This is a genomic window from Rhodococcus sovatensis, from assembly GCF_037327425.1.
Classification (GTDB): Bacteria; Actinomycetota; Actinomycetes; order Mycobacteriales; family Mycobacteriaceae; genus Rhodococcoides; species Rhodococcoides sovatense.
This window is the reverse complement of sequence record NZ_CP147846.1, coordinates 3,641,444-3,656,505: the sequence shown is the minus strand read 5'-3', so window position 1 is coordinate 3,656,505 and position 15,062 is coordinate 3,641,444. Positions and strand designations below refer to the sequence as shown.

The 15,062-nt window shown below is 61.0% G+C and carries 13 protein-coding genes; all 13 read left to right on the top strand.

Annotated elements, in window-relative coordinates; all coding sequences use genetic code 11:
- The first annotated feature begins 151 nt into the window (after window positions 1–151).
- On the top strand, window positions 152–1,390 hold the full coding sequence (locus tag WDS16_RS16845; RefSeq protein WP_338886365.1) for an SDR family oxidoreductase: 1,239 nt from the start codon (window positions 152–154) through the stop codon (window positions 1,388–1,390).
- A 195-nt stretch (window positions 1,391–1,585) separates the two neighbouring features.
- Window positions 1,586–2,329 (top strand): phosphatidylserine decarboxylase, encoded by a 744-nt coding sequence (locus WDS16_RS16840; protein ID WP_338886364.1) that lies wholly within the window; start codon window positions 1,586–1,588, stop codon window positions 2,327–2,329.
- Window positions 2,326–3,498: a GNAT family N-acetyltransferase gene (locus WDS16_RS16835; RefSeq protein WP_338886363.1), complete on the top strand. Its 1,173-nt coding sequence runs from the start codon at window positions 2,326–2,328 to the stop codon at window positions 3,496–3,498. Before WDS16_RS16840 ends, WDS16_RS16835 begins: the two co-directional genes overlap by 4 nt.
- Complete coding sequence (locus tag WDS16_RS16830; protein WP_338886362.1) at window positions 3,495–5,747, top strand: MMPL family transporter; 2,253 nt, start codon at window positions 3,495–3,497, stop codon at window positions 5,745–5,747. Before WDS16_RS16835 ends, WDS16_RS16830 begins: the two co-directional genes overlap by 4 nt.
- Before the next feature lie 387 nt (window positions 5,748–6,134).
- Entirely contained in the window at window positions 6,135–6,719 is a 585-nt protein-coding gene (gene rplJ, locus WDS16_RS16825; RefSeq protein WP_068376682.1) for a 50S ribosomal protein L10, read from the top strand.
- Between the two features lie 83 nt (window positions 6,720–6,802).
- Window positions 6,803–7,189, top strand: a complete 387-nt coding sequence (rplL, locus tag WDS16_RS16820) for a 50S ribosomal protein L7/L12 (protein ID WP_032380460.1) — start codon at window positions 6,803–6,805, stop codon at window positions 7,187–7,189.
- A 315-nt stretch (window positions 7,190–7,504) separates the two neighbouring features.
- Entirely contained in the window at window positions 7,505–8,701 is a 1,197-nt protein-coding gene (locus WDS16_RS16815) for an ABC transporter ATP-binding protein (RefSeq protein ID WP_338886361.1), read from the top strand.
- Window positions 8,702–8,706: 5 nt separating this feature from the next.
- Window positions 8,707–9,501 carry an ABC transporter permease gene (locus WDS16_RS16810; protein WP_338886360.1) on the top strand — a complete coding sequence of 265 codons (795 nt, stop codon included), beginning with the start codon at window positions 8,707–8,709 and terminating at the stop codon, window positions 9,499–9,501.
- 6 nt (window positions 9,502–9,507) lie between these two features.
- Window positions 9,508–10,368 (top strand): ABC transporter permease, encoded by an 861-nt coding sequence (locus tag WDS16_RS16805; RefSeq protein ID WP_338886359.1) that lies wholly within the window; start codon window positions 9,508–9,510, stop codon window positions 10,366–10,368.
- Window positions 10,365–11,726, top strand: a complete 1,362-nt coding sequence (locus tag WDS16_RS16800) for an MCE family protein (protein ID WP_338886358.1) — start codon at window positions 10,365–10,367, stop codon at window positions 11,724–11,726. The genes WDS16_RS16805 and WDS16_RS16800 overlap by 4 nt, the downstream gene beginning before the upstream one ends.
- Window positions 11,723–12,790: an MCE family protein gene (locus tag WDS16_RS16795; RefSeq protein WP_338886357.1), complete on the top strand. Its 1,068-nt coding sequence runs from the start codon at window positions 11,723–11,725 to the stop codon at window positions 12,788–12,790. Before WDS16_RS16800 ends, WDS16_RS16795 begins: the two co-directional genes overlap by 4 nt.
- Complete coding sequence (locus WDS16_RS16790) at window positions 12,787–13,779, top strand: MCE family protein (protein WP_068381492.1); 993 nt, start codon at window positions 12,787–12,789, stop codon at window positions 13,777–13,779. The genes WDS16_RS16795 and WDS16_RS16790 overlap by 4 nt, the downstream gene beginning before the upstream one ends.
- Window positions 13,779–15,059 (top strand): MCE family protein, encoded by a 1,281-nt coding sequence (locus tag WDS16_RS16785; protein ID WP_338886356.1) that lies wholly within the window; start codon window positions 13,779–13,781, stop codon window positions 15,057–15,059. Before WDS16_RS16790 ends, WDS16_RS16785 begins: the two co-directional genes overlap by 1 nt.
- The last annotated feature ends 3 nt before the right edge of the window (window positions 15,060–15,062 follow it).

The window sequence follows — 15,062 nt, the reverse complement described above, 5'->3', positions numbered from 1 at the left end:
CCCGAGGCTGTGGAGATTGTGAAGTCACCCATCCGTGCGCCGCTGGATATAGCAGCAGTCATAAACATCGAAAGAAAGGAACCTGGAGCGTTTCCTCGACGCATATGATTCCGTTGCTTCCTGACCGGAAGTCAAACTGTATGGAGGCCAAGTGTACTTCGACGAACTTCTCGGGGACGGTTCTCTACGGCCCAAGTGGCCGCACGCGGACGCATTGATCAGCTCGGAATGTCCAGGGTTACGTTTCGACGGCAAATACGCGGACATCGTTGCGCTCAGCAACGGCGATCCGACGGCATTGCGTCCGCATATCGATGAGCAGACTCGTCGCCGTGTGGCAGAAATGCCCCCACCGCGGACCGACACCGCAATGGTGTTCGGTGCCAATGGATTCCTCGGTGCCCACCTGATCGGGAGATTGACCCGGGATTCACGGGTCGAGACGGTGTGGGCAGTTGTCCGTCCCACCGAGGAGCAGACTGCTGAAGAACGATTGCAGCGCACCTTCGACATGTATTCGATCGAGGTCGACGCACGCAAGATTCGCATCGTAGAGGGCACACCGACGAAATTTCGGTTCGGTCTGGACAAGGAACGCTATTTCGAGTTGGCCACGGACGTCGGACAGGTGTTCAACTGTGCCAGCTCGACCGATTACACCGAAAGCTACGTAGAGCTGCGCGAGGACTGGTTCATCAGTGTTCTGCGCATTCTCGAGTTCACTGTCGTTTCTGCGCGCAAGCACCTTACCTATGTCGGAAGCATCGGCGGGCATCTCTATCAGAGGCCGGATGACTTCCGTCGCCCCGACTCCTGGTGGTATTCCGGCTATGCGCAGATGAAGTGGGTGAACGCAGCTCTCCTCGGTTGGCTGTCGGTGTCGGATACCTATTCGGTGACGCTCTGCGAGGCACCGTACATCCTCGGAAGTACCGAACTCGGTCTCGATCCCGGTCGGGCGTACAGCTTTTGGCGAATCGTCGAGGTCGCGATCGCGTGTGGCGCGATCTGGGACGGTCCCGGCATGAATTACGTACCGGTGGATGTGATCTGCGACGTGATGGCAGGCAACGCACTCCACAGCCATCCGCTTGCCCGGTTGCTCCCGAGCAATACCACCGGGTACGGCCACGACCTGTACGCGGAATTGCTCGGTCTCGATCTCGTCAGCTGGGAGGAATTCGTCGAACGTGTGAGCGTGCGCATCTCGCCGAAATTCGCCGAGACCATGCTGGCGGACAACATCGACAAGCTCATGCGGTTGGTGCACAAGCCGGAAGCAATATTTCCCGTCGATCACGACGGCTCCTGGTGTGATCACCGAAGGCTCTTCGAGTTGTACTTCAGGAAGGCCGAGCTGAAGACTCTCACTCCCGTGTCCGTGGAATGACGTGATCGACAGACATGAACCGTCATCGGTTCGATTGCGCGACATCGACGTCCGGGCAGAGTCCGTCAATGCCGTTCTTTCCCTGGGCTTCTACGTGGTATGCGGCGCTATCGGTATGTGCCCGAGGCCGGTCCGAGACCAGCTTACGAACGCGTTCGTAAGCTGGTCCGAGGCTGTCGACGAACAGCGGTACTCATGAATGCAGTGGGCAGATGGGCGGTCGGCTCAGCGGCTGCCCTTCTAGGATTCATCGGGCTCTTTCTGTACTGGCGACTTCGATTCTTCTTTCGAGATCCGGACAGATCACCGCCTGCCGATACGAAGTCGATCGTTGCGCCTGCCGACGGATTCGTCACGTACGTCAAGCGGATCGAAAAGGGCGATATTCCGCATGCGGTGAAAAAGGGGCGAACCATCCCTCTCGAGGAGTTCACCAGTGTGAGCACCACGGCGAGCGGATACCTGGTGGGTATCTACATGACCGAGTACTCCGTTCATCGCAACCGAGTTCCGATTTCGGGAACGATCACATTGCGGCAACACCGATCTGCGGCCCCGGTCAATCGATCGATGGCCCGAATCGGCGCCAACCTCATCACCAGACATACCCCGTACGACGACGGTTGCGACTACTTGTTCACCAACGAACGACTGACCATTGCTGTCGAGCACGAGTCTGGAGCGGTTGTCACCGTGACCCAGATTGCCGACTTGTGGGTTGACAGGATCGTTGCACACGTCGACGTCGGTGACGTGGTTTCGCGTGGGGAGCAGTACGGAATGATCCGCTTCGGTTCCCAGTGCGATGTCTTCCTGCCCGACGAGCTCGTCACCGAAATCGACGTGGTGCCAGGGCAGTACGTCCTGGCGGGACACACGGTGGTGGCCACGTCACCGATCTCTGTCGACGAACTCTCACCCCCCGAAGAGGAACGATGATCACAGTCAGAGAAGTCACCACACGGGGTGAATGGTCGGACTTTCGGTCGGTCTCGACCGAGATCTACCGATCCGATCCTTACGGTCTGCCTGACGAGGCGATGGACATCGATCGTGTGTTGAGGAAGCCGCCGGCAGCCGTGGCGGCCACACGCACCATCGGGGCCTTCGTCGCTCGCGACGGTGACCTACCGGTCGGTCGCGTGGTCGCAATTCATGATCTGAGCTTCACCGAATACACCAGGGAGTCCATCGGATTCTTCGGCTTCTACGAAGCGGTCGAGGACCAAGACGTGGCGAACTTACTGTTGGACGCGGCGTCCGGGTGGCTTGCGGATCGGGGTCTGGCATCGATGTCCGGACCGTTCAGTCCCTCGATGTTCTACAGCGCGGGCATCGTCGTGGACGAGGCTCCGAAGCTTCCGCTAATCGGTATGCCTCACAACCCGCTCTATTACGCAGAGCATTTCGAGAAGTGGGGTTTGGTCGGCGCCAAGGACTTCTACAGCTACCTGTTCGACGACCCGTACATGCTCTACAAACGTCCCGAGTACAAGCGCCACCTTCAGATCTTCGAGAAGGTCAAAGCGCGTTCGGAAGTCACTTTTCGCACGATGAAGTATCGGAACCTGCGTAGTGACGCGCGAATCGTGCAGACTCTGTACAACCGCACATTCACGAACTTCTGGGGATTCTCGCCGTTGTCGTACGCCGAGTTTCTCGAGCTACTGAAGATGATGCTTCCCATCCTCGACCGTAAGCTCACTCTGCTGGCCGAACTGGACGGCAAGCCGGTCGGGTTTCTGATGGCCATTCCGGACGCGAATACCGCTGCGCTGCGTGCCTCTCGGCATTCGTCGAGATGGATGCGTGACCTCGCCACGCTCTGGCACGTGAAGCGTCGACGTCGAGACGTGGTCGACGGGGTGCGCGTGGACATGCTGTTCGTCGATCCGGAATGCCCTGATCGTGCGGTGGCATCGCTACTGATCATGGAAATGTCGCAGCGGATGAAGGATCGTGGATACACGCGAGTGGAAGCGGCGCCCGTGCTCGAAGACAGTCCGTGGATGAAGGGGTCGCTGCTCACTCGTGTGGAGCAGTCGCCGCACCGGGTCTATCGAATCTACCGTCGCGAACTCGACGAAATCGTAAGAGCAGCACAATGATCGATACGACCGACATCGCGAGACCGGACACAGGCTCGGCGCAGATCGGCGATCGGTGGGGCCGGCTCATCGCCCGAAGACGATGGATCGTCGCCGCGGTGTGGGTGCTGTTGGCCCTCGCATCCGCACTGATGTATCCGTCACTGCAGAACGGTCTTGTCGGAGTCAACTTCTCCGTTCCAGGAACGGATTCGAGCCGCGCCGACGAATTGGTCGAGCGCCATTTCGCGTCGTTCGGTTCCGAACAAGTGGTCGTCACGTTCTCGTCGGAGTCGGCGACCGTGCAGGACGGAGTCTTTCGCGATCGGGTGAATGAGGTGGTCTCCTCGCTCCGTCAGTCGCCCGACGTCGTGCGAGTAGTCGATCCGTACGAGTCGGCAGGTTTTGTTCCGCAGATATCCGACGATCGAACGTCTGCAGTGGCTCTGGTCGGCGTCACAGGTGACGCGCGTGATCGAGTGGCCGTCGCGGAGCGATTGCAGGACTTGCTGTCGGACGCGTCGCAGGACGGAATCGACGTGGCGATCACCGGCTACTCGCCGATGACCGTCGACCTCACTCGAGTAGAGTCCGACGACGCCCTCCGCGCCGAAAGCATCGGCCTTCCCATCGCATTCGTGGTGCTGATTCTCGCGCTCGGTTCGGTGGTCGCCGGGGTCATTCCGCTGGTGTCCACAGGGGTCGGTCTGCTGGCAGCGTTCGGTGTGTTCTCGTTGCTCGCGAACGTGATGACGTTCGACGTGTTGGTCACCACCGTCGCATCGATGATCGGGCTCGGGCTCGGAATCGACTACTCGCTGTTCATCGTCAGCCGCTTCCGCGAAGAGCTCGCGCGCGCTGGCGTGACCTCGCGGCGTGACCGAGTGCCCATCGACCGGGCGGTCGGGGCGGCGATGGGCACAGCAGGCCACACGATCGTCATCTCGGGTCTGGTGGTGCTGATCGCTCTCGGTGCGTTGACGATCGTCGAAGTCCCTGCGGTACGTAGCATTTCACTGGTGGTTGCCCTGACGGTCACCTGCGTCGTGATCGTGGCGTGGACGCTGCTGCCGGCGATTCTCGCGATACTAGGACCGTCTGTCGACACATTGTCCGTCCCGAAGCGATTGCGGCCGCCAACCGTCATGACCGAGGCGGCGACCGACGGTACGTGGTGGTCGCGTTGGGCTCATCACGTTATGAAGCGGGCGTGGCGGTATACAGCCTTGGCCACGCTCGTTCTGGTCGCCTGCATGGTTCCGATCGGCTCGATCCAGTACGGCGTCGATCTCGGCACCAGCGCACTGAGTTCGGAGCCGAGCGGACGCGCCAACACTGTGTTGACCGAGAAGTTCGCTGCCGGCACGATCTCTCCACTCACCGTGGTGTTCACGGGCGCGGACGACCAACAGCTGACGTCGAGCCAACTCGGTACGGTCGAGGACTTCGCGGCGCGAGTCCGCGCCGACGACCGTGTTGCCTATGCATTGACTCAGCAGAGCGACGGGCGTTCGATGCTCATCGTGGTGCCCTCGGTTCCTATCGACTCCACTGCCGCATCGGACCTCGTCGCGGAAGTGCGAGCACAGGCAACGGTGGCAGGTGACGCAGACGGTACGAGCGTGTCGGTCGGAGGAACCACGGCACTCGCCGCGGATGCTTCGCAGGAGATCTCGAGTAAGTTGCCGTGGGTGATCCTCGCCGTGTTGGCGTTCTCGTTCGTCTACTTGGCGTTCGTGTTTCGTTCTCTGGTGATACCTGTCAAAGCAGTGGCGATGAACGTTCTCGTCACCGGCGCAGCACTCGGACTCACCGTAGCGGTGTTTCAGTGGGGCTGGGCATCTGAGATTCTCGGATTCGAGAGCTCCGGCTACATCCAGGTGTACCTACCGGTGACGGTGTTTGCAGTGGTGTTCGGTTTGTCGATGGACTACGAGGTATTTCTCATCGGCAGGATGCGCGAGGTGTTCTGCAGAACAGGGGACAACGATGCTGCCATCGCCGACGGAATCGAACACACCGCCAGGCCCATCACCGCAGCCGCTGCAATCATGATCGCCGTGTTTGCCAGTTTCCTCACTGCGAACGTGCTGGAACTGCAGCAATTCGGGTTCGCACTCGCGGTCGCTGTGCTCTTCGACGCGATCCTGGTGAGAATGATGTTGGTACCGGCGATGATGAAACTGTTCGGCGCTCGCAATTGGTGGCCGGGCTCGCGCTTCGAGTCGAGTACGGACTCCGTCGTGGAGAAGGACACGGTCTCGCGGTAGTTCGCGAACGTCAGCGTCCAACCCTGACTCGTTTTGCAGATGTAGACGGGCTGTTGTAGTCTGGGCGACGGCTTCGAACCAGGTTCCGCTTGCGCGGGTGGCCAGCTCGGATCCGCCCAATCAAGTTCTACCCAAGACCGTTGGTCACCGCGTTCTCGAAGGTCGGTCCTTTCCGGGACTCCCGACGAATGTGCGGTTGAAGGTTCGAGGCGACTCGGACGGCCCACGCAGGAGGACGAGGTAAGGGACCTGTTCGATGGTAGTGGGTTTTCGAATCCACACACCGTCCGCCTGTCTACGCCCCGTGTGCTTCTTGCGCCGGGGCGTTCTTCGTTTCCGAAGGACCCTCTCGCGATCGACATTACTTCCCACGAGAGGAGGCGAAGTATGGCAAAGCCCGAAAAAGTCTCGGCAGTTTCCGAGATCACCGAACAGTTCAAGGGTTCGACGGCTGCCGTCGTCACGGAATACCGTGGACTGTCGGTATCCGGTCTGACTCAGCTCCGGCGTGCGCTCGGCGAGAGTGCCACCTACTCCGTCGCCAAGAACACCCTGGTCAAGCGCGCTGCTGCCGAAGCCGGCATCACCGGGCTGGACGAGTTGTTCGTCGGACCGACCGCCATTGCATTCATCAAGGGCGAACCGGTCGACGCTGCGAAGGCCATCAAGGCTTTCGCTAAGGACAACAAGGCCTTGGTCGTCAAGGGCGGCTACATGGACGGCGCAACGCTGACCGTGGACGAGATCAACAAGATCGCAGACCTCGAGTCCCGCGAAATCTTGCTTGCAAAGCTCGCAGGTGCCATGAAGGGCAACTTGTCGAAGGCTGCAGGTCTGTTCAACGCTCCCGCGTCGCAGATTGCACGTCTGGCCCAGGCATTGGCAGACAAGAAGGCCGCAGAAGCTCCGGCTGCCGCAGAGGCACCCGCTGCCGAAGCACCGGCTGAAGCAGAAGCTCCCGCCGAAAGCTGATCCGCACACAAGCGAACAGCTCCACCCGAAACACTTTTGGTCGCGGATCAGCGACTGGAGCACTTACAGGAAGGACCGCCACCATGGCGAAGCTCAGCACCGAAGAATTGCTCGACCAGTTCAAGGAGCTCACCCTCCTCGAGCTCAGCGAGTTCGTGAAGGCATTCGAGGAGACCTTCGAGGTCACCGCAGCTGCCCCCGTCGCAGTTGCAGCCGCAGGCGCAGCCGGTGCTCCGGCTGAGGCTGCCGAAGAGCAGGACGAGTTCGACGTCGTCCTCGAATCGGCCGGCGACAAGAAGATCCAGGTCATCAAGGTCGTTCGTGAGGTCGTCTCCGGCCTCGGCCTGAAGGAAGCCAAGGACCTCGTCGAGAGTGCTCCGAAGGCAATCCTGGAGAAGGTCGCCAAGGACGCAGCCGAGGCTGCCAAGGAGAAGCTGGAAGCAGCTGGCGCCAAGATCTCCGTCAAGTAATTCCTGCCGGAATTCTTCAGCGAAGGGCCATCCCCACTCGGGGGTGGCCCTTTGTTTTGCCTTTTTGCCTCAGATATCCCGTTTTTCCGGTCCGGTTCTGTGTGACTTCACAGTCGGTTGATGTTGGGTTATGTCACAAATCGGGCGAGTCGTACGCGTGTCGTGGTGATATGGGCCACACTGTCATCAGGACCACGGCCCGACTCGGGGAAGTTATTACTGGGCAGTAAGATCCTGTGTCGGAGCGGACACTCGTGTGCGATAGAGTGACCCAACCCACAACCGGGTTGATGTGTACGAACTGTGGAGGTCAGCGTGGGAGTCGAGGTTTCGGTCGAGGGATTGACCAAGTCTTTCGGAGTCCAGAAGATTTGGCAGGACGTCTCTTTGACGTTGCCGTCCGGCGAAGTCAGTGCACTCCTCGGCCCCTCGGGCACGGGTAAGTCCGTGTTCTTGAAGTCGCTTATCGGTCTGCTGCGTCCGGAAGAGGGCAAGATCTTCGTCGACGGAACGGACATCCTGCAATGCTCCTCGCGTGAGTTGTACGAGATCCGCAAGTTGTTCGGGGTGCTGTTTCAGGACGGTGCGCTGTTCGGGTCGATGAATCTGTATGACAACGTCGCGTTCCCGCTTCGTGAGCACACCAAGAAGTCCGAGTCCGACATCCGGGCGATCGTGATGGAGAAGCTCGAGCTGACGGGTCTGATCGGCGCCGAGGACAAGCTGCCCGGTGAGATCTCGGGCGGTATGCGTAAGCGCGCTGGGCTGGCTCGGGCGCTTGTTCTCGATCCGGAGATCATCTTGGTGGACGAGCCGGACTCGGGGCTCGACCCGGTGCGTACGACATATATCTCCCAGACGTTGATCGATATCAATGCCGAGATCGATGCGACCATTCTGATCGTGTCGCACAACATCAACCTCGCTCGTACGGTGCCGGACAACATCGGTATGTTGTTCCGTCGTCAGTTGGTGATGTTCGGTCCGCGTGAGGTGTTGTTGACCTCCGATGAGCCTGTGGTCAAGCAGTTCTTGAACGGGACGATGATCGGGCCGATCGGTATGTCGGAGGAGAAGGACGAGGCGCAGATGGCGCACGAGCAGGCGCTCGTCGACGCCGGGCATCATGCTGGTGGTGTCGACGATGTCGAAGGTATTGTGCCGCAGATGAAAGCGACGCCGGGGACTCCGGTTCGGCAGGCGGTGGGGCGTCGGCAGGAACGGGTTCGCCAGATCATGCACACGCTGCCGCACAGTGCCCAGGTAGCCATTCAGGAAAGCCTCGACTCGACGGACCCGGGTCAGCAGACTCCGGCGTACGCGGGCAATCAGGCCTACGAAAACCCTGGCCACGAAAACCCTGGCCACGAAATCCCTGGCCACGGCAATCCGGGCTACGACAACCCGGGTTACGACAATCCTGGCTACGACAATGCAGGCTACGACAACTCGGGTTACGAGACCGGATACAGCGATCAGGGCCGCGGCCCTGCGCAGGGGCGGGGACAGTAAGAACTATGGGGGGATCGAAGAAGTCCGCTCTTGCTCCGGCGGGCGCAGCACTCACGCAAGCCGGAAATATCGTCGAACTACTGGTAGAGGTCGCACGCAATACGTTCAGGCGGCCGTTCCAGTTCCGTGAATTCATCGAACAGGCGTGGTTCATCGCGAGCGTCACGATTCTGCCGACCGCTCTGGTGGCTATCCCGTTCGGAGCCGTGGTCTCCTTGCAGACCGGCTCGTTGATCAAGCAGCTCGGCGCCGAGTCGTTCACCGGTGCGGCCAGCGTGCTTGCCGTCATCCAGCAGGGCAGTCCGATCGTGACCGCGCTGCTGATCGCCGGTGCCGCTGGTTCCGCAGTCACCGCCGACCTTGGATCGCGGACCATCCGCGAAGAGATCGACGCGATGAAGGTGCTCGGCATCGACCCGGTGCATCGCCTCGTCGTACCGCGTGTCCTCGCAATGATCCTCGTCGCGCTGCTGCTCAACGGACTCGTGTCGGTGGTCGGTATTGCGGGCGGTTACTTCTTCAACGTCGTCCTTCAGGGCGGCACACCCGGCGCCTATCTCGCCTCGTTCTCGGCTCTCGCACAGCTGCCGGATCTGTACGTGGCGGAGTTCAAGGCGGCCATCTTCGGCCTCATCGCCGGAATCATCGCCTCCTACAAGGGATTGAACCCCAACCCGGGACCCAAGGGCGTCGGTGAAGCAGTGAATCAGACGGTGGTCATCACCTTCCTGCTGCTGTTCTTCGCCAATCTCATTCTCACCCTGGTGTACCTCCAGGTCGTGCCGGCGAAGGGAAGCTGACCCGCAATGACCATCGCCAAAGGTCGCGGCGACCGTACTCTCATGCGCGCGAAGCGAATCGCGGGCGCGCCGCTCACCGTGTTGGACAAAGCCGGCGAGCAGATGTCGTTCTACGTGCGCGCCATCGGGTGGATTCCGCGCACGCTGATTCACTACAAGAAGGAAGTTCTGCGTCTGCTCGCCGAGGTCACTTTCGGCACGGGAGCGCTGGCCGTCATCGGTGGCACCATCGGAGTCATCGTCATGATGTCCGGCGCCACGGGTGTCGTCGTCGGTCTGCAGGGTTACGCGGCGCTGGAGCAGCTCGGAAGTTCCGTCCTGACGGGCTTCCTGTCCGCCTACGTCAACACTCGTGAAATCGCCCCCGTCGTGGCCGGTCTGGCCTTGTCCGCGACGGTCGGCGCAGGATTCACGGCACAGCTCGGAGCCATGCGTATCTCCGAGGAGATCGACGCTCTCGAGGTCATGGCCGTACCCAGCGTTCCGTTCCTGGTGACGACTCGAATGATCGCCGGATTCGTGGCGGTGATTCCGCTGTACATCGTGGGTCTGCTCGCGTCGTACATCGCGTCACGCGGAATCAGTACGATCTTCAACGGTCAATCGGGCGGATCGTACGACCACTACTTCAATCTCTTCTTGCCACCGGAGGACGTTCTCTACTCGTTCCTCAAGGTGTTGATCTTCGCGTTCGTGCTGATCATGATCCACTGCTACTACGGCTTCCACGCTTCGGGCGGACCGGCGGGTGTCGGCGTCGCAGTGGGTCGGGCCGTGCGTACCGCCATCGTGACGGTTGCTGTTCTGGACTTCTTCCTCAGTCTCGCTATCTGGGGAACCACCACCACAGTGAGGGTTGCCGGATGATCGACTCGCCGTCGCGTTTGAGGCGACTACTGTTGGGTCTTGCGTTCTTCCTGGTGCTCATTCTCTTCTTGGGATGGTCGATCACCTCGTACAACAAGACGTTCAAGAAGGTCGTCAGTATCGATTTGGTGACCGATTCCGTCGGCAATGCGTTGCCGTCGAACGCCGATGTGAAGGTTCGTGGTCTGATCGTGGGCGAGGTCAGGTCGGCGTCGTCGGTCGATGGCGTCGTCACCGCGAAGCTGGCCATCGATCCGGACAAGGCCGAGCTGATTCCGTCGAACACCACCGCTCGGTTGTTGCCGAAGACTCTGTTCGGTGAACGCTATGTGGCACTGATGATTCCCGAGAACGACACCGCGTCGCCGATCACCGACGGCACCGTGCTTCGACAGGACACCAGCGGCAGCGCGATCGAGGTCGGTCAGCTGCTGGACAACCTGCTGCCGCTTCTCGAGGCGATCCCGCCGCAGGATCTGTCGAGCACGCTCGGCGCGTTGGCGCAGGGCCTGTCCGGTCGCGGAGAAGAACTCGGGATGACGATCGATCGGCTGGAGAACATCTTCAAGGGTCTGAACACCGAACTGCCGAACATTCAGGAAGACTTGCGCGGTCTGGCCGACTTCTCGCAGACATACGCCGATGCCGGTCCGCAGCTGATCGACGCGTTGGACAATCTGACGGTCACGGGCAACACGTTGGTCGAGCAGCGTCCTGCGGTCGATACGTTGATCTCCTCGCTGACTGCGACGAGTGCGTCGACGGCGGACTTCTTGGAAGCCAACGCGAACAACCTGATTCGGATCTCTGCCGATTCACGAGAAGCATTGGAACTTCTTGCGCAGTACTCGCCGTCGTTCGGATGCACGTTCAGCCAGTTCGTACCCGTAGTCGAGCGTGCGCAGGCCGTCATCGGTGCCGGCGACGAGTACCCCGGGATCAACGTGTCCGCGGCGTTCGTCAATCCGAAGGGCCGATACCTTCCCAATCAGGACGAGCCGCGGCTCTTCGACAATCGTGGTCCGCGGTGCTACACACCGGCCGATACCGCGGCAGGGGAGTTCTTCCCGCAGTACCCGGGTGGTTCCGCCAACGACGGGTCCTACCAGGTGCCGTCGAGAAACCCGGGGCCGCAGGATATTCCGGAGCTTCCGGCTCCGCAGTATTCGATTCTTCCCGGCACCGACACCGGTACGGGCCAGGCCGCTCCGGCGAGCTACGAGGGTTCGGATTTCGAGCGTGACACATTGGCCGTGATCTACGGCGAGGCGACAGGAACATCACCGGGGGACGTTCCCTCATGGGTGACATCGGCGGGGGCGCCGGCATTGAGGGGTGTGGAGGTGACCATCAAATGAGGGGGCTTCTCGCACCACTCGTCAAGCTGATCGTGTTCGCGGTGGTGACCATTCTGGCCACCGCAACACTGGCGTTCTCCATTGCGAACATCTCCGGTGGGGGTGGCGAGACCTACAGCGCCGTCTTCAGCGACGTCGCGTCTCTCAACAAGGGCGACGAGGTACGCATCGCGGGTGTTCGTGTGGGTGACGTCAAGAACATCGAGATCGTCAACGAGCGAGAGGCCAAGGTCGAGTTCTCGGTCGACGGTCGCGACTATCTGCCATCGACGGTGACGGCGAACCTGCGCTACCGCAACCTCGTCGGTCAGCGCTACATCGCAATCGAACAGGGCGCCGGGGACCAGGGCGGCAAGATCAACCCGGGTGAAACCATCCCGCTGTCGCAGACCAAGCCTGCCGTCAACCTCACCACGTTGTTCGACGGATTTCGGCCTCTCTTCCAGACGCTGAGCGCCGACGACGTGAACAAGCTGTCGTACCAGATCATCCAGGTGTTCCAGGGCGAATCCGGCACCATCTCGGAGCTCGTCCGCAGTACGGCGAGTCTGACCAACACGGTCGCCGACAAGGACGCTGTGATCGGTGCCGTCATCACCAACCTGAACACGGTGCTGCAGACGGTGAATCAGAACGACGATCAACTCGACAAGCTCATCGTCAACACACAGCAGCTGGTCTCCGGTCTGTCGGCGGACCGTGACGTGGTCGGATCGGCAGTCACATCGTTGGCCGGTCTCACCGATGCCACGGCCGACCTGCTCGAACCGACCCGGCCGTCGATTCAAGGGTCGGTCGCTGCACTGAACACGCTGGCGACGACGTTGAACGCCCGCGAGGACGACCTGACCAAGGTCATCCAGACTCTGCCGGTGAAGCTGGACAAGCTAGTTCGCACTGCCCAGCAGGGTTCGTGGTTCACCTTCTACCTGTGCGGTATCGACATCCAGGCAGGCCCTGGAACATCGCCGAATCTGAATCTCCCGACAGGACTGCCGACCGTGAATCAACCGCTGTACACGAACGCGGCCGAGCGTTGCAAAGCTGGGGGGATCAAGGAATGAAGAAGCGCAGTCCGCTTGTTCTCGGCGCGCTGGGTATCGCGATAGTGCTGCTCGCGACCGTGTCGGTGTTCTTTCTCGACAAACTGCCGATCCTCGGTGCAGGGTCCACCTACACGGCTCAGTTCACGGAAGCCGCAGGCCTCAAGCCCGGCAACGAAGTTCGTATCGCAGGAGTCAAGGTCGGCCAGGTCAGTGCGGTCGAGCTCGACGGCGACAAGGTCAACGTCGACTTTCGTGTGCAGGATGCCTGGGTAGGAAACAACTCGTCGGCGTCCATCCAGATCAAGACCTTGCTGGGTAGTAAGTACCTGGCCGTCGACCCACGGGGGGACGACGTGCTCAAGCCGAAGGATCCGATTCCGGTCGAGCGCACCACGTCTCCCTACGATGTGATCGACGCGTTCTCCGACGCTGCGTCGACCATCGAGGACATCGACACCGCGCAGCTCGCGACAAGCTTCGAGACGCTGTCACAGGCGTTCTCGGAGACACCGGCCGACATTCGTGCATCGCTCGACGGCGTGAGCCGGTTGTCCGAGACGATCGCGAGCCGCGATGCCGAGCTGCAGAAGCTGTTCGAAGCGACCGGTAGGACGTCGAAGGTGCTCGCGGACCGGAACGACGAGTTCAACCGCCTCATCTCCGATGCCGGACCGTTGCTGGAGGAGCTGAACAACCGTCAGCAGTCGATCTCTCAACTGTTGACGGGTGTGCAGCGTCTGTCTCAGCAGCTCACCGGACTGGTTCGGGACAACGAAGAGCAGATCACACCGATGCTCGAGCAGCTGAACGGTGTCATCGACATCCTCAACGAGAACAACGACGCGCTTGCGCGTGGACTCGAGCTCTACGCACCGTTCGTCCGCCTGTACGCCAACGTCGTGGGCAACGGGCGCTGGCTCGACATCACTCTGGCCAACCTCACACCTCCTGGACTGCCGCTGATTCCGGGCTACCGCGAGCCTGCGCGAGACCTGGGAGGGAACTGATGACCGATTCCGGAGAGAACGTGAAAAAGAGCGGCGGTAGCCGTGCCGTCATCGCAGGTGTCGTCATCGCGGCACTTGTCGTCGCAGGTGGATTGTGGTGGCTGTTCACCCGAGCGGGAACCACGAACATCACCGCCTACTTCGACAAGTCGGTGGGTATCTACGAAGGTTCGGATGTGCGTGTCCTCGGCGTCATAGTCGGTGACGTCACCTCGGTGGTCCCGCAGGGCGATCAGGTCGAGGTCAAGATGCGTGTTCAGCGCGGCATCGACATCCCGGCCGATGTACGAGCCGCGCAGATCACTCCGTCGTTGGTCTCCGATCGTTACGTTCAGCTCGCGCCGGCCTACTCCGGCGGCGACACGATGTCGAACGACTCCGTCATTCCTCGCGATCGAACTGCGACGCCGGTCGAGGTCGACCAGATCTATGCAAGCATCGACGAGCTCTCGAGCGCGCTCGGTCCGACCGGTGCCAACGCAAACGGTGCGCTCACCGATCTGGTCAATACAGGAGCGGCCAACCTCGAGGGTAACGGCGCGGCGTTGGGCGAGACCATCACTCAGCTGTCCGATGCCTCGCGCACCCTCAGTGATTCCCGCGGGGACCTGTTCGACACGGTCAAGAACCTGCAGACGTTCGTCTCCGCACTCGCGGCGAACGACGAACAGGTGCGCCAGTTCAACAACCAGCTCTCGGATCTGACGAGCTTCCTCAACGGAGAACGTGACGATCTGGGTGCGGCTCTGAACCAGCTGTCGATCGCCCTCGGCGACGTCGCAGGCTTCGTGGCCGACAATCGAGACCAACTGGTGCAGGCCGCCGACGGCCTGGTGCAACCGACTCAGACACTGTCGGATCAGCGGTCATCCCTCGTCGAAACGCTGACGATCCTGCCGCTGGCGATCAGCAACCTCGTCAACTCGTACGACGCGGAATCGGGCACGCTCGCCTCGCGGGCCAATCTGCAGAACGAGACTCAGGACCCGCTCGGAACTGTCTGCAAATTGATCGACCTCGGCAAGCTGGTACCTGGCGACCCGCGGTTCGAGCAGCTCGGTGCGCAGATTCAACCCATCATCGACCGGTGCGCCGAAGTCACGACACTGATCCAGGGACCGGTGCGCGACTCCGGTCTGGTTCTACCGTTCGGAGTGCTCACCAACGACACACAGCAGAACAACGTAGTGCCAGGCACCGTGCCCGGTGTTGTGTCACCGCGCCTCAGCGAGAACAACACACTGCCCGGTCTGCAGGAATCGATTGGAGGGGGACAGTGAGCA